This window comes from Robertmurraya korlensis, from assembly GCF_023715225.1.
In the GTDB taxonomy this organism is placed as follows: Bacteria; Bacillota; Bacilli; order Bacillales; family Cytobacillaceae; genus Robertmurraya_A.
In genome coordinates this window covers 18,699-36,961 of sequence record NZ_JAMBNS010000017.1, presented here as the reverse complement: position 1 = coordinate 36,961, position 18,263 = coordinate 18,699, and the positions used below count along the sequence as shown (strand labels likewise).

At 40.2% G+C, this 18,263-nt stretch carries 33 protein-coding genes; all 33 read left to right on the top strand.

Features of this window, described 5'->3' with window-relative positions:
* Nucleotides 1–9 precede the first annotated feature (9 nt).
* The 33 genes from cysP (at nucleotide 10) to rplQ (ending at nucleotide 18,069) form a co-directional block, all read left to right on the top strand.
* A complete protein-coding gene (cysP, locus tag M3175_RS22110) occupies nucleotides 10–1,089 on the top strand; it encodes a sulfate permease (protein WP_285852389.1) in 1,080 nt (359 codons plus the stop codon).
* A 2-nt stretch (nucleotides 1,090–1,091) separates the two neighbouring features.
* Nucleotides 1,092–2,240 (top strand): sulfate adenylyltransferase, encoded by a 1,149-nt coding sequence (gene sat, locus M3175_RS22105; protein WP_251523662.1) that lies wholly within the window; start codon nucleotides 1,092–1,094, stop codon nucleotides 2,238–2,240.
* 13 nt (nucleotides 2,241–2,253) lie between these two features.
* Nucleotides 2,254–2,853 carry an adenylyl-sulfate kinase gene (gene cysC, locus M3175_RS22100; protein ID WP_251523659.1) on the top strand — a complete coding sequence of 200 codons (600 nt, stop codon included), beginning with the start codon at nucleotides 2,254–2,256 and terminating at the stop codon, nucleotides 2,851–2,853.
* Nucleotides 2,854–3,226: 373 nt separating this feature from the next.
* Entirely contained in the window at nucleotides 3,227–3,535 is a 309-nt protein-coding gene (rpsJ, locus tag M3175_RS22095; RefSeq protein ID WP_009336571.1) for a 30S ribosomal protein S10, read from the top strand.
* A gap of 39 nt (nucleotides 3,536–3,574) precedes the next feature.
* Nucleotides 3,575–4,201 carry a 50S ribosomal protein L3 gene (gene rplC, locus M3175_RS22090; protein WP_251523657.1) on the top strand — a complete coding sequence of 209 codons (627 nt, stop codon included), beginning with the start codon at nucleotides 3,575–3,577 and terminating at the stop codon, nucleotides 4,199–4,201.
* A 29-nt stretch (nucleotides 4,202–4,230) separates the two neighbouring features.
* Complete coding sequence (gene rplD, locus M3175_RS22085; RefSeq protein ID WP_251523655.1) at nucleotides 4,231–4,854, top strand: 50S ribosomal protein L4; 624 nt, start codon at nucleotides 4,231–4,233, stop codon at nucleotides 4,852–4,854.
* Entirely contained in the window at nucleotides 4,854–5,138 is a 285-nt protein-coding gene (gene rplW, locus M3175_RS22080; protein ID WP_066058561.1) for a 50S ribosomal protein L23, read from the top strand. Before rplD ends, rplW begins: the two co-directional genes overlap by 1 nt.
* Nucleotides 5,139–5,169: 31 nt before the next feature.
* On the top strand, nucleotides 5,170–6,000 hold the full coding sequence (gene rplB, locus M3175_RS22075; RefSeq protein WP_066058560.1) for a 50S ribosomal protein L2: 831 nt from the start codon (nucleotides 5,170–5,172) through the stop codon (nucleotides 5,998–6,000).
* 60 nt (nucleotides 6,001–6,060) lie between these two features.
* Nucleotides 6,061–6,339, top strand: coding sequence for a 30S ribosomal protein S19 (rpsS, locus tag M3175_RS22070; RefSeq protein WP_066058557.1), 279 nt, complete (start codon nucleotides 6,061–6,063; stop codon nucleotides 6,337–6,339).
* A gap of 18 nt (nucleotides 6,340–6,357) precedes the next feature.
* Complete coding sequence (gene rplV / locus M3175_RS22065) at nucleotides 6,358–6,699, top strand: 50S ribosomal protein L22 (RefSeq protein WP_119706273.1); 342 nt, start codon at nucleotides 6,358–6,360, stop codon at nucleotides 6,697–6,699.
* Nucleotides 6,700–6,701: 2 nt separating this feature from the next.
* Complete coding sequence (rpsC, locus tag M3175_RS22060) at nucleotides 6,702–7,358, top strand: 30S ribosomal protein S3 (RefSeq protein WP_119706274.1); 657 nt, start codon at nucleotides 6,702–6,704, stop codon at nucleotides 7,356–7,358.
* A gap of 1 nt (nucleotide 7,359) precedes the next feature.
* Nucleotides 7,360–7,794, top strand: a complete 435-nt coding sequence (gene rplP / locus M3175_RS22055; protein WP_066058549.1) for a 50S ribosomal protein L16 — start codon at nucleotides 7,360–7,362, stop codon at nucleotides 7,792–7,794.
* Nucleotides 7,784–7,987, top strand: a complete 204-nt coding sequence (rpmC, locus tag M3175_RS22050; protein ID WP_119706276.1) for a 50S ribosomal protein L29 — start codon at nucleotides 7,784–7,786, stop codon at nucleotides 7,985–7,987. The genes rplP and rpmC overlap by 11 nt, the downstream gene beginning before the upstream one ends.
* 20 nt (nucleotides 7,988–8,007) lie before the next feature.
* Nucleotides 8,008–8,271, top strand: coding sequence for a 30S ribosomal protein S17 (gene rpsQ / locus M3175_RS22045; protein WP_066058542.1), 264 nt, complete (start codon nucleotides 8,008–8,010; stop codon nucleotides 8,269–8,271).
* Between the two features lie 42 nt (nucleotides 8,272–8,313).
* Nucleotides 8,314–8,682 carry a 50S ribosomal protein L14 gene (rplN, locus tag M3175_RS22040; protein ID WP_066058539.1) on the top strand — a complete coding sequence of 123 codons (369 nt, stop codon included), beginning with the start codon at nucleotides 8,314–8,316 and terminating at the stop codon, nucleotides 8,680–8,682.
* 35 nt (nucleotides 8,683–8,717) lie between these two features.
* A complete protein-coding gene (gene rplX, locus M3175_RS22035; protein WP_251523653.1) occupies nucleotides 8,718–9,029 on the top strand; it encodes a 50S ribosomal protein L24 in 312 nt (103 codons plus the stop codon).
* Between the two features lie 24 nt (nucleotides 9,030–9,053).
* A complete protein-coding gene (gene rplE / locus M3175_RS22030; RefSeq protein ID WP_066058530.1) occupies nucleotides 9,054–9,593 on the top strand; it encodes a 50S ribosomal protein L5 in 540 nt (179 codons plus the stop codon).
* A gap of 25 nt (nucleotides 9,594–9,618) precedes the next feature.
* Nucleotides 9,619–9,804, top strand: a complete 186-nt coding sequence (gene rpsN, locus M3175_RS22025; protein WP_001085700.1) for a 30S ribosomal protein S14 — start codon at nucleotides 9,619–9,621, stop codon at nucleotides 9,802–9,804.
* Between the two features lie 30 nt (nucleotides 9,805–9,834).
* Nucleotides 9,835–10,233: a 30S ribosomal protein S8 gene (gene rpsH / locus M3175_RS22020; protein WP_066058527.1), complete on the top strand. Its 399-nt coding sequence runs from the start codon at nucleotides 9,835–9,837 to the stop codon at nucleotides 10,231–10,233.
* Nucleotides 10,234–10,264: 31 nt separating this feature from the next.
* Nucleotides 10,265–10,801, top strand: a complete 537-nt coding sequence (rplF, locus tag M3175_RS22015) for a 50S ribosomal protein L6 (RefSeq protein ID WP_119706279.1) — start codon at nucleotides 10,265–10,267, stop codon at nucleotides 10,799–10,801.
* A 33-nt stretch (nucleotides 10,802–10,834) separates the two neighbouring features.
* The gene (gene rplR / locus M3175_RS22010; RefSeq protein WP_066058521.1) at nucleotides 10,835–11,197 is read left to right on the top strand and encodes a 50S ribosomal protein L18; all 363 of its coding nucleotides are present in this window, start codon (nucleotides 10,835–10,837) and stop codon (nucleotides 11,195–11,197) included.
* A 24-nt stretch (nucleotides 11,198–11,221) separates the two neighbouring features.
* Entirely contained in the window at nucleotides 11,222–11,722 is a 501-nt protein-coding gene (gene rpsE, locus M3175_RS22005) for a 30S ribosomal protein S5 (RefSeq protein ID WP_066058517.1), read from the top strand.
* A 13-nt stretch (nucleotides 11,723–11,735) separates the two neighbouring features.
* A complete protein-coding gene (gene rpmD / locus M3175_RS22000; protein ID WP_119706280.1) occupies nucleotides 11,736–11,918 on the top strand; it encodes a 50S ribosomal protein L30 in 183 nt (60 codons plus the stop codon).
* A 34-nt stretch (nucleotides 11,919–11,952) separates the two neighbouring features.
* Nucleotides 11,953–12,393: a 50S ribosomal protein L15 gene (gene rplO / locus M3175_RS21995; RefSeq protein WP_066058511.1), complete on the top strand. Its 441-nt coding sequence runs from the start codon at nucleotides 11,953–11,955 to the stop codon at nucleotides 12,391–12,393.
* Nucleotides 12,393–13,685 carry a preprotein translocase subunit SecY gene (secY, locus tag M3175_RS21990; RefSeq protein WP_251523651.1) on the top strand — a complete coding sequence of 431 codons (1,293 nt, stop codon included), beginning with the start codon at nucleotides 12,393–12,395 and terminating at the stop codon, nucleotides 13,683–13,685. Before rplO ends, secY begins: the two co-directional genes overlap by 1 nt.
* Before the next feature lie 58 nt (nucleotides 13,686–13,743).
* Nucleotides 13,744–14,394 (top strand): adenylate kinase, encoded by a 651-nt coding sequence (locus M3175_RS21985; RefSeq protein WP_251523649.1) that lies wholly within the window; start codon nucleotides 13,744–13,746, stop codon nucleotides 14,392–14,394.
* Nucleotides 14,395–15,141 (top strand): type I methionyl aminopeptidase, encoded by a 747-nt coding sequence (gene map / locus M3175_RS21980; RefSeq protein WP_251523647.1) that lies wholly within the window; start codon nucleotides 14,395–14,397, stop codon nucleotides 15,139–15,141.
* 203 nt (nucleotides 15,142–15,344) lie between these two features.
* Nucleotides 15,345–15,563 (top strand): translation initiation factor IF-1, encoded by a 219-nt coding sequence (gene infA / locus M3175_RS21975; protein WP_019157108.1) that lies wholly within the window; start codon nucleotides 15,345–15,347, stop codon nucleotides 15,561–15,563.
* A 36-nt stretch (nucleotides 15,564–15,599) separates the two neighbouring features.
* Nucleotides 15,600–15,713 carry a 50S ribosomal protein L36 gene (rpmJ, locus tag M3175_RS21970; RefSeq protein ID WP_000868344.1) on the top strand — a complete coding sequence of 38 codons (114 nt, stop codon included), beginning with the start codon at nucleotides 15,600–15,602 and terminating at the stop codon, nucleotides 15,711–15,713.
* Nucleotides 15,714–15,736: 23 nt separating this feature from the next.
* The gene (gene rpsM / locus M3175_RS21965; protein ID WP_119706284.1) at nucleotides 15,737–16,102 is read left to right on the top strand and encodes a 30S ribosomal protein S13; all 366 of its coding nucleotides are present in this window, start codon (nucleotides 15,737–15,739) and stop codon (nucleotides 16,100–16,102) included.
* Between the two features lie 21 nt (nucleotides 16,103–16,123).
* Nucleotides 16,124–16,513, top strand: a complete 390-nt coding sequence (gene rpsK / locus M3175_RS21960) for a 30S ribosomal protein S11 (RefSeq protein WP_160547956.1) — start codon at nucleotides 16,124–16,126, stop codon at nucleotides 16,511–16,513.
* 171 nt (nucleotides 16,514–16,684) lie between these two features.
* Nucleotides 16,685–17,629 (top strand): DNA-directed RNA polymerase subunit alpha, encoded by a 945-nt coding sequence (locus M3175_RS21955; RefSeq protein ID WP_066058497.1) that lies wholly within the window; start codon nucleotides 16,685–16,687, stop codon nucleotides 17,627–17,629.
* A gap of 77 nt (nucleotides 17,630–17,706) precedes the next feature.
* Nucleotides 17,707–18,069 (top strand): 50S ribosomal protein L17, encoded by a 363-nt coding sequence (gene rplQ / locus M3175_RS21950; RefSeq protein ID WP_066058495.1) that lies wholly within the window; start codon nucleotides 17,707–17,709, stop codon nucleotides 18,067–18,069.
* Nucleotides 18,070–18,263 lie beyond the last annotated feature (194 nt).

Below are 18,263 nucleotides of genomic sequence, written 5' to 3'. Positions count from 1 at the left end.
GCATAGCCCATGGTCATAACATATACAGCTGTTATTGTTGCTCTCTTTTTGGCTATGAATATTGGTGCAAGTGGAGCTGCAGCCTCAATCTCTATCGCTTACGGCTCAGGAGCACTTCCAAAGAAAAAAGTGGCTCTACTTGTTTGTGGAGTGGCGATTTTTTTAGGTGCTGTTCTTGGTGGTAGTGAAGTTGTAAAAACAATCGGATCAAATATAGTCCCATCATCAGTACTGGATGAAAAAGTAGTTCTCATTATTCTATCTTCAGCTGCACTGTCATTATTTATTGCCAACTTAATGGGCATTCCTTTATCCACGAGTGAGATTACAGTTGGATCTGTTGTAGGAGTGGGTGTTGCTTTTAAGGCGCTATTTATTAAAAATATATTAGTTATTGTTGCTTTCTGGTTTATCGTTCCATTCGCAGCTTTTACTTTGGCGCTTTTGTGGGGTAGGGGCATTAAGTTACTTGAAAAGAAATTCCCTACTTTAAAAAATGGGAAGTATAATAAACCAATTACTATTTTTGTTATTGTTGTTGGGTTTTTTGAAGCTTTTTCGGCTGGGATGAACAATGTAGCAAACGCTGCAGGTCCTCTAGTAGGAGCCGGAGTAGTCTCTATTACAACTGGAGTTTGGGTTGGTGGACTATTCATTGCGTTAGGAGCCATATTCCTTGGTGGAAGAGTGCTTCAAACAAATGGGAAAAAAATAACGAGTTTTTCTTTACTAGAAGGTGGGGCCATCTCTAGTACAGGTGCTACCTTGGTTATATTAGCTTCTGTATTTGGATTACCCGTACCGTTAACACAAGTTACAAGTACTGCAATCATTGGAATTGGTTTTGCTCAACGAGGAATGTCAATATTTCAACAAAGTATAATCAACAAGATTATTAAGGTATGGGTGGTATCCCCAATTTTATCACTTGTCTTGTCTTATGGACTTGTAAAGATCTTTGTTGACACTGACATCTATACTGTTGTTGTGTTGTTTAGCGTAAGTATTGCCACTCTAGGAACACTTTCCTTGGCAAATACAATAAAGAAAGAGAACCGAACATACTTTGAAAATAGCGGAGGTATTTAACTATGACACTTAGTACGCCACATGGAGGAAAACTTATCAATCTATGGGAGCCAGAATACAATGTTGAAAATATTGAGCTTTCAATTGGTTTAGATAAGACAGCTTTAAGCGATCTAGAACTTATTGGAAATGGAGCATATAGCCCAATTACTGGCTTCTTTAATAAAAAGGACTATGAATCAGTTGTGAATAACTTGCGTTTAGCTGATGGTCATGTATGGAGTATCCCAATTACTCTGCCAGTAGATGAAGAAAAAGCTAGTACTTTGTCAATTGGTGCAGAAGCAAAATTGGTTTTTGAAGGCGAAGTATATGGAGTAATCACTATTAGTGATATCTATACACCGGATAAGGAATTTGAGGCTAAAGCAGTTTATCAAACAGATGAATTAGCGCATCCAGGAGTTCGTAAATTATTTGAAAGAAAGAATGTTTACGTAGGTGGAGCAATTAAGGTCGTTAAGAGATTAGAAAGAGAAAAATTTAACGAGTACTATCTTGATCCTTCTGAAACAAGAAGTATTTTCGCTGAAAACAACTGGAAGACAGTTGTAGGTTTTCAAACGAGAAATCCTGTTCATCGTGCACACGAATACATTCAAAAGTCAGCACTTGAAATCGTGGATGGGCTATTCTTAAATCCGTTGGTAGGAGAAACAAAATCTGATGATATTCCAGCTGATGTAAGAATGAAGAGTTATCAAGTGCTATTAAAGAACTATTATCCAGAAGATCGAGTATATCTTGCTGTGTTCCCAGCAGCGATGCGCTATGCAGGACCTAGAGAAGCAATTTTCCATGCAATGGTTCGAAAAAACTATGGTTGCACGCATTTTATTGTTGGTAGAGATCATGCAGGTGTGGGTAATTACTACGGAACATACGATGCACAAAAGATTTTTGATCAATTTACACAAGAGGAATTAGGTCTAACACTCTTATTCTTTGAACATAGCTTTTACTGCAAAAAGTGTGGAAATATGGCATCAACAAAAACTTGCCCACATTCAAAAGAAGATCATGTTATTCTTTCCGGAACAAAGGTAAGAGAAATGCTTCACAATGGTGAAGTACCACCAAGTGAATTTAGCCGTAAAGAAGTCGTAGAAGTATTAATTGAAGGCTTAAAATCTCACAGTGTGAAGGCATAGGTGGAGGATTAGTATGAGTACAAATATTACATGGCATGAAGCTTCATTAAACAAAGAGCTAAGAAGAAAGCAGTTCGGACATCATAGCTTTGTTCTATGGTTTACCGGCTTATCTGGTTCAGGGAAGTCTACAGTTGCAAATGCAGCTGCTAAGGCACTATTCGATCATGGGTTAAATCCATACGTATTAGATGGGGATAATATTCGCCACGGATTAAATAAGGACCTAGGTTTCTCAGAAGAAGATCGTACAGAAAATATCCGTAGAATCGGAGAAGTATCAAAGCTTTTTGTAGATAGTGGACAAATTGTATTAACGGCTTTTATTTCTCCATTTATTAAAGATAGAGAACTTGTGCGTGAGCTACTAGAAGCTGATGAGTTTATTGAGGTATATATTAAGTGTCCGGTGGATGAGTGCGAGAAGAGAGATCCTAAGGGTTTATATGAAAAAGCAAGAAAAGGGCTTATTCGTGACTTCACAGGTATTGATTCACCGTATGAAGAACCAGTAAACCCAGAGATCGTAGTAGAGACGAATAAGTATTCTATAGAAGAAAGTGTGGAACAAATTCTTCAACACTTAAAATCTAAAGGCTATATAAAAGAATAAGTATTCATAGAAGTAATTGAAAGAGCCGGTATAAGGGTCGATAATAAAGACACCTTTGTACTGGCTTTTCTATTGCCTCTTTCAATATTGTATAGTTGGAGAGAGTGGAATTATTTCACACAAATTTTATGGTTCACCCTGGTTGAAAAGAGTAAGTGTAACAGCTATAATAGGAAAAGTGTTCGAAAGATAAACAAAAAAACATATTTATGTTGCAATTGCTTTATCGTTTCAGTATAATAGACAATGTTGGTCTTTGACTGCGATGAAGTGAAAGGTTGCTGACACACCCGGCCGCTTTGCCATGGCGAGTGTGTGGGAAATTTTCACGGAGAATGTCTATTTTTAATATAGGCGAAAAGGAGGGAAAATAATGGCAAAACAAAAGATTCGTATTCGTTTAAAAGCTTATGATCACAGAATTCTTGATCAATCAGCAGAGAAGATTGTAGAAACTGCAAAACGTTCTGGTGCGGCTGTATCTGGTCCGATTCCACTACCAACTGAAAAGTCAATTTACACAATCCTTCGTGCGGTTCATAAGTACAAAGATTCTCGTGAACAATTCGAGATGCGTACTCATAAGCGTCTAATCGACATCGTGAATCCAACTCCACAAACAGTTGATTCATTAATGCGTTTAGATTTACCATCTGGTGTAGATATCGAAATCAAACTTTAATGAAATAAAAATAATAAACTTTCAGGAGGTGTGACTTTAATGACCAAAGGAATCTTAGGAAGAAAAATCGGTATGACTCAAGTGTTTGCTGCAAACGGTGATCTTATCCCTGTAACTGTAGTAGAAGCAGCTCCAAACGTTGTTCTTCAAAAGAAAACGTCTGAGACTGATGGATATACTTCAATTCAATTAGGTTTTGAAGACAAGCGTGAAAAGCTTTCTAACAAACCTGAAAGAGGACACGTTGCAAAAGCTAACACTGCTCCTAAGCGCTTCGTTCGTGAATTACGCGACGTAAACGTAGATGAGTATGAGGTTGGTCAAGAAGTCAAAGTAACAATTTTCGCAGAAGGCGAAATCGTAGATGTAACAGGAATTTCAAAGGGTAAAGGTTTCCAAGGTGTTATCAAACGCCACGGACAATCTCGCGGACCAATGGCACACGGTTCACGTTACCACCGTCGCCCAGGTTCAATGGGTCCTGTAGCTCCAAACCGTGTATTCAAAGGTAAATTATTACCTGGACGTATGGGTGGAGAGCAAATCACTGTACAAAACCTTGAGATCGTAAGAGTAGATGCTGAACGCAACCTGCTATTAATTAAAGGTAATGTACCAGGAGCTAGAAAAGCTCTAGTAAAAATTAAAAGTGCAGTAAAAGCATAAATATTTAAGTCAGAAAGGAGGAAATAAGAATGCCGAAAGTAGCATTGTTAAACCAAGCTGGATCACAAGTTGGCGAAATCGAACTTAACGATTCAATCTTTGGTATCGAGCCTAATAATCACGTTCTTTTCGAAGCGGTTATTATGCAAAGAGCTTCTTTACGTCAAGGAACTCACAAAACAAAAATTCGCTCTGAAGTAGCTGGCGGTGGACGTAAACCATGGCGTCAAAAGGGTACTGGTCGTGCTCGTCAAGGTTCAATTCGTTCTCCACAATGGCGCGGAGGTGGTACTGTATTTGGTCCAGTTCCACGTAGCTATAGCTATAAATTACCTAAAAAGGTTCGTCGCTTAGCGATCAAATCTGCATTATCAACAAAGGTTCTAGAAGAAAACATTTTAGTACTTGAAAACCTTGCTTTCGAAACTCCAAAAACTAAAGACTTTAAAGGTGTATTAGCAGGATTGTCTGTTAATTCAAAAGCACTTATCGTAACTGCTGACCTTGATGAGAACGTAGCATTATCTGCACGTAACATCCCTGGTGTTACTGTTGTATCTGCTAACGGAATTAGCGTATTGGATGTTTTAAATCATGACAAGTTGATCATGACTAAAGCAGCGGTTGAAAAAGTAGAGGAGGTGCTTGCATAATGGATGCACGCGATATCATTAAGCGCCCCGTTATTACTGAACGTTCTACTGACCTAATGGCTGAAAAGAAATATACTTTTGAAGTTGATGTTAGAGCTAACAAAACTCAAGTAAAAGACGCTGTAGAAGAAATTTTCGGTGTTAAAGTTGACAAAGTTAACGTACAGAACTACAAAGGTAAGTTCAAGCGCATGGGTAAATTCGGAGGCTACACGAACAAGCGTCGTAAAGCAATCGTAAAATTAACAGCTGATAGCAAAGAAATCGAATTATTCGAGGTTTAATTTAGAATAGAAGAAGAGGAGGGAAAAAATTATGGCGATTAAAAAGTATAAACCTACCTCTAACGGTCGTCGCGGTATGACAGTTTCTGATTTTGCTGAAATTACAACAAGCACACCAGAAAAGTCTCTACTTGCTCCTTTAAAAAGAAAAGGTGGACGCAACAACCAAGGTAAGTTAACAGTACGTCATCAAGGTGGCGGCCATAAGCGTCAATATCGTATTATCGATTTTAAACGTAACAAAGATGGCATTCCAGGACGCGTTGCTACAATTGAGTACGATCCAAACCGTTCTGCAAACATCGCATTAATTAACTACGTTGATGGAGAAAAGCGTTATATCTTAGCTCCTAAGAACTTAGTAGTTGGAACAGAAATTATGTCAGGTCCTGAAGCGGACATTAAAGTAGGTAATGCATTACCACTAGCGAACATTCCAGTTGGTACTGTTATCCACAACATCGAGTTAAAACCTGGTAAAGGTGGACAATTAGTACGTTCTGCTGGAACTTCTGCACAGGTTCTTGGTAAAGAAGGTAAGTACGTATTAGTACGTCTAAACTCTGGTGAAGTTCGTATGATTCTTGCAACTTGCCGTGCGACTGTAGGTCAAGTAGGTAACGAGCAACACGAACTTATCAACATCGGTAAAGCTGGACGTTCTCGCTGGTTAGGCAAGCGCCCAACAGTTCGTGGTTCTGTAATGAACCCTAACGATCACCCACACGGTGGTGGAGAAGGACGCTCACCAATCGGACGTAAGTCTCCAATGACTCCATGGGGCAAACCAACTCTTGGATTCAAGACTCGTAAGAAAAAGAACAAATCAGATAAATTTATCGTTCGTCGTCGTAAAAAATAACGGGATTGTACTACGGTTCCAGCATAGAACCGTAGAGCAGTCACGAAGGGAGGTTCAGACATGGGTCGCAGCTTAAAAAAAGGACCTTTTGTTGATGAGCATTTAATCACAAAGATCGAAAAGTTAAATGAAACTGAAAGCAAGCAAGTTACTAAAACTTGGTCTCGCCGTTCTACGATCTTCCCGCAATTCATCGGACACACGATTGCTGTATATGATGGTCGTAAACATGTTCCTGTATATGTCACTGAAGACATGGTAGGTCATAAGCTTGGAGAATTCGCTCCAACTCGTACTTACAAAGGTCATGCAAGTGATGACAAGAAAACAAGACGTTAATGAGAGGAGGGCATCCTAATGCAAGCTAAAGCTGTATTAAGAACAGTACGTATTGCTCCTCGTAAAGCTCGTTTAGTCGTAGATTTAATTCGAGGTAAGCAAGTAGGAGAAGCGGTAGCGATTTTAAAGCACACACCAAAAACTGCTTCACCAGTTATTGAAAAATTACTAAACTCTGCGATCGCTAATGCAGAACATAACTATGAAATGGACGTTAACAGCTTAGTAGTATCTCAAGCATTCGTTGACGAAGGACCAACTTTAAAACGTTTCCGTCCTCGTGCAATGGGCCGTGCAAGTGCTATTAACAAGCGTACTAGCCATATTACTATCGTATTAACAGAGAAGAAGGAGGGATAATAGTGGGTCAAAAAGTTAATCCAGTCGGCTTGCGTATTGGTATCATCCGTGATTGGGAATCCAAATGGTTCGCAGGAAAAGACTATGCTGATCTTTTACACGAAGACCTTAAAGTACGTGAGTACATTACAAAGCGTCTAAGCGATGCTTCTGTATCAAAAGTAGAAATCGAGCGTGCAGCTAATCGCATTAACATCACTATCCACACTGCAAAGCCAGGTATGGTTATTGGTAAAGGTGGTACTGAAGTTGAAGCGCTTCGTAAAGCTCTTAACTCACTTACTGGCAAGCGTGTTCACATCAACATTCTTGAAATCAAAAAAGCAGACATCGACGCTAAGCTTGTAGCGGAAAACATTGCTCGTCAATTAGAAAACCGCGTATCTTTCCGTCGTGCTCAAAAACAAGTTATTCAACGTGCTATGCGCGCTGGTGCAAAAGGTATCAAAACAATGGTATCTGGTCGTCTTGGCGGAGCAGATATCGCTCGTTCGGAGTCTTACAGTGAAGGAACTGTTCCACTTCATACTCTTCGTGCTGACATCGATTACGCTACAGCAGAAGCAGATACAACTTACGGTAAGTTAGGTGTAAAAGTATGGATCTACCGTGGAGAGGTCCTTCCTACTAAGAAGAAATCTGAGGAAGGAGGCAAATAATATGTTAGTCCCTAAACGCGTTAAGTATCGCCGTCAACACCGTGGAAAAATGCGCGGAATGGCTAAGGGTGGTACAGAGGTTAACTTCGGTGAATTCGGTCTACAAGCTACTGAAGCTTCTTGGATTACAAACCGCCAAATTGAAGCTGCTCGTATCGCAATGACACGTTACATGAAACGTGGCGGTAAAGTTTGGATTAAAATATTCCCTCATAAGCCTTATACAGCTAAGCCTCTAGAAGTCCGAATGGGTTCTGGTAAAGGTGCTCCTGAAGGATGGGTTGCAGTTGTTAAGCCTGGGAAAGTAATGTTTGAAGTTGCTGGTGTTTCTGAAGAAATCGCACGTGAAGCATTACGTTTAGCAGCACACAAACTTCCAGTAAAATGTAAGTTTGTAAAACGAGAAGAAATTGGTGGTGAATCAAATGAAAGCTAATGAAATTCGTGACCTTACCACTGCCGAAATAGAACAAAAAGTTAAATCTTTAAAAGAAGAGCTTTTCAACCTTCGCTTTCAATTGGCGACTGGACAACTTGAAAATACAGCTCGCATTCGTGAAGTACGCAAAGCGATTGCTCGCATGAAAACTGTAGTTCGTGAAAGAGAAATCGGCGTTAACAATCGATAATTGAAGGAGGTTTGCGAAAGATGAGTGAACGCAACCAACGCAAAGTTTACACTGGACGCGTTGTTTCTGACAAAATGGATAAAACCGTTACTGTCTTAGTTGAAACATACAAAAAGCATCCATTATACGGTAAACGCGTTAAGTACTCTAAAAAGTTCAAGGCTCATGATGAGCAGAACGTTGCAAAAATCGGCGATGTTGTTCGTATTATGGAAACACGTCCACTTTCTGCTACGAAGCGCTTCCGCCTTGTTGAAGTAGTAGAAACAGCAGTAATTATTTAATTATGATCGGAAATAGCTACATCCCGAAGGGAGGTTACACACATGATTCAACAAGAAACACGTTTAAAAGTTGCTGACAATTCAGGTGCTCGTGAAGTACTTACAATTAAAGTTCTTGGTGGTTCAGGCCGCAAGACTGCTAATATTGGTGACATTATCGTTGTTACAGTGAAACAAGCAACACCAGGTGGCGTTGTTAAAAAGGGTGACGTTGTAAAAGCGGTAGTTGTTCGAACTAAAAGCGGCGTTCGTCGTGCAGATGGAACATACATTCGTTTCGATGAGAACGCTTGTGTAATTATCCGTGACGACAAGAGTCCACGCGGAACGCGTATCTTCGGACCTGTTGCTCGTGAACTTCGCGACAGCAACTTCATGAAGATCGTATCACTAGCTCCAGAAGTACTATAATCTTAAAATATATGCCTTTAAGGAGGTGCGAACAGATGCATGTGAAAAAAGGTGACAAAGTTATGGTCATCTCTGGTAAGGATAAAGGCAAAACAGGTGTTATCTTAGCTGCTTACCCTAAACAAAGCCGTGTGCTAGTTGAAGGAGTAAACATTGTGAAGAAGCACTCTAAGCCATCCCAAGTGAATCCACAAGGTGGAATCATTAACCAAGAGGCACCTATTCATGTATCAAACGTTATGCCTATCGATCCTAAGACTGGTACACCAACTCGTGTAGGGTTTAAAGAGGTTGACGGTAAAAAAGTACGTGTTGCAAAAAAATCCGGTGAAGTTCTAGATAAATAAGTCTAAAAGAAGGGAGGTACAAAAATGAACCGCCTAAAAGAAAAATATGTTAAAGAAATTACTCCTGCTCTTGTGAGCAAGTTTAACTATAAATCAATTATGCAAGTACCGAAGCTTGAAAAGATCGTTATCAACATGGGTGTTGGTGATGCAGTACAAAACGCAAAAGCACTTGATAACGCGGTAGAAGAACTAGCTGCTATCTCTGGTCAAAAGCCAGTTGTTACTCGTGCAAAGAAATCTATCGCTGGTTTCCGTCTACGTGAAGGTATGCCAATCGGTGCGAAGGTTACTCTTCGTGGAGAGCGTATGTACGAATTCTTCGACAAGTTGGTTTCTGTATCTCTTCCACGTGTACGTGACTTCCGCGGTATTTCTAAAAAGTCTTTCGACGGACGTGGAAACTACACATTAGGTGTAAAAGAACAGTTAATCTTCCCTGAAATTGATTACGATAAAGTAAGTAAAGTTCGTGGTATGGATATTGTTATCGTTACTACAGCTAATACTGATGAAGAAGCTCGTGAACTGTTAACTCAATTTGGAATGCCGTTCCAAAAGTAATCGGTAAATAGAGGGAGGCGAAAACGTGGCTAAAAAGTCAATGATTGCGAAACAAAAACGCACGCCTAAATTCAAGGTTCAAGAATACACACGTTGCGAACGTTGCGGACGTCCACATTCTGTATACCGTAAATTTAAGCTTTGCCGTATTTGTTTCCGTGAATTAGCATACAAAGGGCAAATTCCTGGTGTGAAAAAAGCTAGCTGGTAAAACTAGAGTTTGGGAAGGAGGTAAAAAACAATGGTCATGACAGATCCAATTGCAGATTTGCTAACTCGCATCCGTAATGCGAACATGGTTCGTCACGAAAAATTAGAAGTTCCTGCTTCTAACACGAAGAAAGAAATCGCTGAAATCTTAAAGCGTGAAGGCTTCGTGCGTGATGTTGAATATATCGAGGATAACAAGCAAGGAATCATCCGTATCTTCTTAAAGTACGGTTCGAATAACGAACGTGTTATTACTGGTCTTAAGCGTATCAGTAAGCCTGGTCTTCGTGTATATGCAAAAGCTACAGAGGTTCCACGCGTACTTAACGGACTTGGAATCGCATTAGTATCTACTTCTCAAGGCGTTCTTACTGATAAAGAAGCTCGCGCAAAGCAAGTAGGCGGAGAAGTACTAGCATACGTTTGGTAATAGAGTTTCTTAAAGAATGGAGGTGCACTAAATGTCTCGCGTAGGTAAAAAACCAGTTGAAATTCCATCTGGCGTTACAGTAACAGTTGATGGAAGCAACGTAACAGTAAAAGGTCCTAAAGGTGAACTAAGTCGTTCATTTAATCCAGATATCGAAATTAAGGTAGAGGAGAACGTAATTAACGTTTCTCGTCCATCTGATGCGAAGGAGCACCGCGCATTGCACGGTACTACTCGCGCATTACTTTCAAACATGGTTGAAGGTGTATCAAAAGGGTTCGAAAGAACACTAGAATTAATCGGGGTTGGTTACCGTGCTCAAAAGCAAGGTACGAAGCTTGTATTAAACGTTGGATACTCTCATCCAGTAGAAATCGAGCCTGAAACAGGTATTGAGATCGAAGTACCTTCTAATACACGTGTAATCGTAAAAGGTACAAACAAGGAGCGCGTTGGCGCACTTGCTGCTAACATTCGTGACGTTCGTCCTCCAGAGCCTTACAAAGGTAAAGGAATCCGTTATGAAGGCGAATTTGTTCGTCGTAAAGAAGGTAAGACAGGTAAGTAATGCCCTAAGGGGTAAACGAAAGGAGTGACCAAAATGATTACGAAGGCTGACAAAAATGCAACGCGTAAGAAAAGACACGCACGTGTGCGTTCAAAACTTAGCGGTACTGCAGCTCGTCCTCGTCTTAATGTGTTCCGTTCAAGCAAGCACATTTATGCACAACTAATTGACGATGTAAGTGGAGTGACTTTAGCGAGTGCTTCAACTTTAGATAAAGAAATCGGTCTTGAATCTACTGGTAACGTTGATGCAGCGGTTAAGGTCGGAGAATTAGTTGCAAAGCGTGCTGTAGAGAAAGGCGTTAAAGCTGTTGTTTTCGATCGTGGAGGATACTTATATCATGGACGCGTGAAAGCACTAGCAGATGCTGCTCGTGAAAACGGCTTAGAATTTTAATAGACAAAGGAGGGACACAAAAAGATGCGTCGTATTGATCCAAACAAACTTGAACTTGAAGAACGCGTAGTTACGGTTAACCGTGTTGCGAAAGTTGTTAAAGGTGGACGTCGTTTCCGTTTCTCTGCTCTTGTAGTAGTAGGTGACAAAAACGGCCACGTTGGCTTTGGTACTGGTAAAGCTCAAGAAGTACCAGATGCAATCCGTAAAGCAATTGAAGATGCTAAGAAAAACTTAATCGAGGTACCAATGGTTGGTACTACGATTCCACACCAAGTAATCGGACACTTCGGTGCTGGTGAAATCCTTCTAAAGCCTGCTTCTGAAGGTACTGGGGTTATCGCTGGTGGTCCAGTTCGTGCGGTACTAGAATTAGCTGGTGTAGCTGATATCTTATCAAAATCTTTAGGTACAAACACACCGATTAACATGGTTCGTGCAACTTTGGACGGTTTAAAACAACTAAAGCGTGCTGAAGACGTAGCTAAATTACGTGGTAAATCAGTAGAAGAACTGTTAGGTTAAGGGGGGAAACATAATGGCTAATAAATTAGAAATTACCCTTACTCGCAGTGTGATTGGTCGTCCACAAGATCAAAAAGAAACTGTTAAAGCACTTGGTTTACGTAAAATTCACCAAACTGTTGAGCAACAAGATAATGCTGCTATTCGCGGTATGATCAATAAAGTTGCCCACCTTGTAACAGTTGTAGAAAAATAAATTGATTTTTTTCTTTTAATAAGGAGGTGCCAATATGAAACTTCATGAATTAAAACCTGCAGAAGGTTCTCGTCGTGAGCGCAAGCGTCTTGGACGTGGTATCGGTTCTGGGCAAGGTAAAACTGCTGGTAAAGGTCATAAAGGTCAAAATGCTCGTTCTGGTGGCGGTGTACGTCCTGGCTTCGAGGGTGGTCAAACACCTTTATTCCAACGTTTACCTAAACGTGGATTTACCAACATTAACCGCAAGGAATACGCTATTGTAAACCTTGATGCACTTAACCGTTTCGAAGACGGAACTGAAGTTACTCCAGAACTTCTTATTGAAACTGGTGTGGTTAGCAGTGAAAAAGCAGGAATCAAGATTCTTGCTAAAGGCAATGTTGAGAAAAAGCTTACTGTAAAAGCTCATAAATTCTCCTCTGCTGCAAAGGAAGCTATCGAAGCTGCCGGCGGTCAAACTGAGGTGATTTAATGTTTCAGACAATCTCCAATTTTATGCGCGTGGGTGATATAAGACGAAAAATCATATTCACCCTTTTAATGTTGATTGTATTTAGAATCGGGACATTTATTCCTGTTCCACATGTAAATACCGATATTTTAAAAGCACAAGATCAACTTAGTGTATTTGGAGTACTGAATACATTTGGTGGGGGAGCACTTAGCAACTTCTCTATCCTTGCTATGGGTATCATGCCGTATATTACCGCGTCTATTATCATTCAACTTTTACAGATGGATGTAGTACCGAAGTTTACGGAATGGTCAAAGCAAGGTGATGTAGGTCGTCGTAAGCTTGCTCAATTTACCCGCTACTTTACGATCGTACTTGGATTTATTCAAGCGTTCGGAATGTCTTATGGTTTTAATAATCTTGCTGGTGGATTATTGATTGAAAAGCCTGGTATCGGAACTTATCTTTTAATCGCAACTGTATTAACAGGCGGTACGGCTTTCCTTTTATGGTTAGGTGAACAAATCACTTCAAAAGGAGTCGGAAATGGTATATCAATTATCATCTTTGCTGGTATCGTTGCTAGCATTCCGAATATAGCCAACCAAATTTATGCACAGCAATTTCAAGATGCTGGTGACAAGCTTTTCTTAAATATCGTAACAGTCCTGTTGATTGTTTTAGCTGTAATTGCGATTATTGTTGGAACTATCTTTATTCAACAAGCTTTACGTAAAATCCCAATTCAATATGCAAAGAAAATGACTGCTGGCACATCGCCTGCAGGACAATCCACTCACTTGCCTTTAAAGGTAAATGCGGCTGGTGTTATCCCTGTTATCTTTGCAGTATCGTTTATTATTACTCCAAGAACGATTGCACAGTTCTTTGAGCAAAATAGCGTAACGATTTGGATTGAACGAATTTTTGATTATACACATCCAATTGGAATGGTGATCTATTGTGCGCTAATTATTGCGTTCACCTATTTCTATGCATTCATTCAAGTAAACCCAGAACAAGTGGCTGAGAACTTGAAGAAGCAAGGTGGGTATATTCCAGGGATTCGTCCAGGTAAGAACACTCAAGAATATTTAACGCGCGTATTATACCGCTTAACATTTGTTGGTGCGCTGTTCTTATCAGCTATTGCTATTCTTCCAGTCTTTTTTGTGAAGTTTGCGGGTCTTCCGCAATCAGCTCAAATTGGTGGAACGAGCTTGCTTATCGTTATCGGGGTTGCCCTCGAAACAATGAAACAGCTTGAAGCACAGCTTGTTAAGCGTCACTATAAAGGTTTTATAAAATAATTCGGATTTGGGGACATTTGTTCCCAAACGCCGTTTTAGAGACTGAGGGGGAGCCAGAGTGAATTTAGTTTTGATGGGGCTGCCAGGTGCGGGAAAAGGCACACAAGCTGAAAAAATCGTTGAAAAATATTCTATCCCTCATATCTCGACAGGAGATATGTTCCGTGCTGCTATGAAAGAAGGAACGGAGCTAGGTTTAAAAGCTAAATCTTTCATGGATCAAGGAGCGCTTGTTCCAGATGAGGTAACAATCGGTATTGTTCGTGAGAGATTAAGTAAAGATGACTGTCAAAAAGGATTCTTACTTGATGGCTTTCCTAGAACTGTTGCTCAAGCAGAAGCGCTAGAGAATATGCTTACTGAATTAGATAAGAAAATTGACTACTGTTTAAATATTGATGTAGACCATAGTATTCTGATGGAACGTTTAACTGGTCGTCGAATTTGTAAAGAGTGTGGAGCTACTTATCACTTGGTTTTCAATCCTCCTGCAAAGGATGGATCATGTGACCGTTGTGGTGGAGAGCTTTATCAGCGTGCAGATGATAACGAAGAAACGGTTCATAACCGCTTAGAAGTAAACATTCAACAATCAGAACCTTTGCTTCATTTCTATGAAACGAAAGGTTATCTAAAAAATATTAACGGTCAACAAGATATTCATGATGTATTCAAAGATATTGACAGCCTTCTTCGGGAGCTTGCGTAAATGATTATTTGCAAGACTCCGCGTGAGATTGAAATAATGCGTGAAGCTGGTCGCATCGTTGCATTGACGCACCAGGAGTTAAAAAAGCATATTGTTCCCGGTATAACGACTAAAGAACTGGATGAAATTGCTGAAGCTTTTATAAGAAAGCAAGATGCAAAACCGTCCTTTAAGGGTTATAACGGATTTACAGGAAGCATTTGTGCTTCCGTAAATGAAGAACTCGTGCATGGTATTCCTGGAAATCGTGTATTGAACAACGGTGATATTATCAGTATTGATATCGGTGCTGAGTATAATGGCTATCATGGTGATTCAGCTTGGACTTATGCGGTAGGTTCTATTGATAAGGAGACACAGCGTCTATTAGATGTTACGGAGGAATCCTTGTTCAAGGGACTTAATCAAGCTAAGCCAGGTGATCGTCTGTCGAACATCTCCCACGCGATTCAAACTTATGTGGAAGCAAACGGGTTTTCAGTTGTGCGCGAGTATGTAGGGCACGGAATAGGGCAAGACTTACATGAGGATCCACAAATTCCCCATTATGGTCCACCTAATAAAGGCCCTCGTTTAAAACCTGGGATGGTACTAGCGGTTGAGCCGATGGTGAATGCAGGAAGTCGTTATGTTAAGACATTAGCTGACGATTGGACCGTTGTAACAGTAGATGGAAAGATGTGTGCTCATTTTGAACATACCATTGCTATCACTGAAACGGGTTTTGAAATTCTTACAAAAGCTTAACTTGTAAAACCAAGGGATAAGTCAAGTGGTTAGTAATATTTTAATTATTAAAATTGGGCAAATCCTTTTTAATATGCTATAATTATAAGGTTGCTAGAAAATTGTAGTGTATTAACCGGTCGTGTTGCATTGGAAAGCTACGATTTCTTTCAGTAAGTATTTAATGGATCATGTAACTGATGAGTAGAAGGGAGACTAGTTCTATGGCGAAAGATGATGTAATTGAAATTGAAGGTACGGTTCTTGAAACTTTGCCTAACGCTATGTTTAAGGTAGAATTAGAAAATGGTCATACAGTACTAGCTCATGTTTCCGGTAAAATTCGTATGCACTTCATCCGTATTTTGCCTGGTGACAAAGTAACTGTTGAGCTATCCCCATATGACTTAACACGCGGAAGAATTACTTACCGCTTTAAATAATCTGTTGCACTCCGTAATATCAAGGAGGTTAGGATAATGAAAGTGAGACCATCTGTTAAGCCGATCTGCGAAAAGTGTAAAGTTATCCGTAGACGCGGCAAAGTTATGGTTATTTGTGAAAACCCTAAGCATAAACAAAAACAAGGCTAATAATGAGGGAGGTGCTCTAGTAAATGGCACGTATTGCAGGTGTTGATATTCCACGTGAAAAGCGTGTAGTAATCTCATTAACTTACATCTATGGTATTGGTAAAAATACTGCACAAAAAGTATTGGCTGAAGCTGGTGTTTCAGAAGAGACTCGTGTGCGTGATTTAACGGAAGAAGAACTTAACAAAATCCGTGACATCGTTGATAAATTAAAAGTTGAAGGTGACCTTCGTCGTGAAATTTCTTTAAACATCAAGCGTTTAATGGAAATCGGTTCATACCGTGGTCTTCGTCATCGTCGTGGATTACCAGTTCGCGGACAAAACACGAAGAACAATGCACGTACTCGTAAAGGTCCACGTAAGACTGTAGCTAACAAGAAGAAATAATCGGTAAAGGAGGTACTTTAAATGGCTCGTAAAACTAATACTCGTAAGCGTCGTGTAAAAAAGAATATTGAACAAGGGATTGCTCATATCCGTTCTACATTCAATAACACGATTGTAACAATCACAGATGTTCATGGAAATGCTCTTTCATGGTCAAGTGCTGGTTCATTAGGATTTAAAGGTTCTCGTAAATCTACTCCTTTTGCAGCGCAAATGGCAGCTGAAACTGCAGCTAAATCATCTATGGAACATGGAATGAAAACTTTAGAAGTAACAGTTAAAGGACCTGGTGCAGGACGTGAAGCTGCTATCCGTGCTCTTCAAGCTGCTGGTCTAGAAGTTACTGCTATTAGAGACGTAACTCCAGTTCCTCATAACGGATGTCGTCCACCAAAACGTCGTCGTGTATAATTTTTCTGTATAGAAAAAAAATCCCTGTCTATAATGGGATATGATAAGAACTTTATACGTTTATACAGGATCATTTTTCCAGTTGTTGTGCACAAGCGGGAACGTATACAGGGGGAATTTCGGTTAAACAAATTAACCGAGGTTTCGACGTTTTGAAGGAGGGTATATTTGATGATCGAAATAGAAAAACCAAAAATCGAAACGGTTGAGATCAGCGATGATGCCAAGTACGGGAAGTTCGTCGTAGAACCACTAGAACGTGGATATGGTACTACTTTGGGTAACTCCTTACGTCGTATCCTATTGTCGTCACTCCCAGGTGCGGCGGTCACATCGATTCAAGTCGATGGGGTGCTTCATGAATTCTCAACAATTGAAGGCGTCGTAGAAGATGTTACTTCTATTATTTTAAATATTAAGAAACTGGCACTGAAAATCTACTCTGATGAAGAGAAGACGCTTGAAATTGATGTGCAAGGTGAGGGAGTAGTGACTGCGGCTGACGTAACTCATGACAGTGATGTCGAGATATTAAACCCGGATCTACACATTGCGACCCTTGGTTCGAACGGCAATCTTCGCATGCGCTTAACTGCTAAGCGTGGAAGAGGGTATACACCTGCTGATCAGAACAAGAGAGAGGATCAACCAATCGGTGTTATTCCAATCGACTCCATCTACACTCCAGTTTCACGTGTTGTCTACCAAGTAGAAAACACTCGTGTCGGTCAAATGACTAACTATGATAAGTTAACTTTCGATGTATGGACTGATGGAAGCACTGGTCCTCAAGATGCTGTTGCACTTGGAGCGAAAATCTTAACTGAGCATTTAAACATCTTCGTTGGTTTAACTGATGAAGCACAAAATGCTGAGATCATGGTTGAAAAAGAAGAAGATCAAAAAGAAAAAGTACTTGAGATGACGATTGAAGAATTGGATTTATCCGTTCGTTCATACAACTGCTTAAAGCGTGCTGGCATCAACACTGTTCAAGAGCTTGCTAACAAGACTGAAGAGGACATGATGAAGGTACGTAACTTAGGTCGTAAGTCTCTTGAGGAAGTAAAACACAAACTTGAAGAGCTTGGATTAGGATTACGTAAAGACGATTGATCTTTGGTCAAACCTTTTACCATTCCAAGTCTTAAGCAACTAGAGATAAATGACTTCAACAAAGGAGGGAAACTTTCATGGGATACAGAAAGTTAGGACGCACTAGTGCTCAACGTAAAGCTATGTTACGTGATTTAACAACAGACTTAATCATTAATGAGCGTATTGAAACAACTGAAGCTCGTGCTAAAGAACTTCGTTCAGTAGTTGAGAAAATGATTACTCTTGGTAAGCGTGGGGACCTTCATGCTCGTCGTCAAGCATCTGCTTACGTTCGTCACGAAGTAGCTAACGCTGAAACTAACCAAGATGCTGTTCAAAAATTATTCAGTGACATCGCTGGTCGTTACGAAGAGCGTCAAGGCGGTTACACTAGAATCATGAAACTTGGACCACGTCGTGGAGACGGAGCTCCAATGGTAATTATCGAATTAGTTTAATAGCTAGTACAGACAACAAGGGTGAAGGACAGTTTACACAGGAACTTGTTCTTACCCTTTTGCTGTAATGAGCCGTTAACTATCTAAAGTTCTAAGCCCAACGAGTGTTACGATGAGGGTGTATGTATATGTTTTCACTTCTCGTCTAGCTCATGCGCCTTGCTCTCATTTGGAATGAAGAGGAGGCGCAGGCT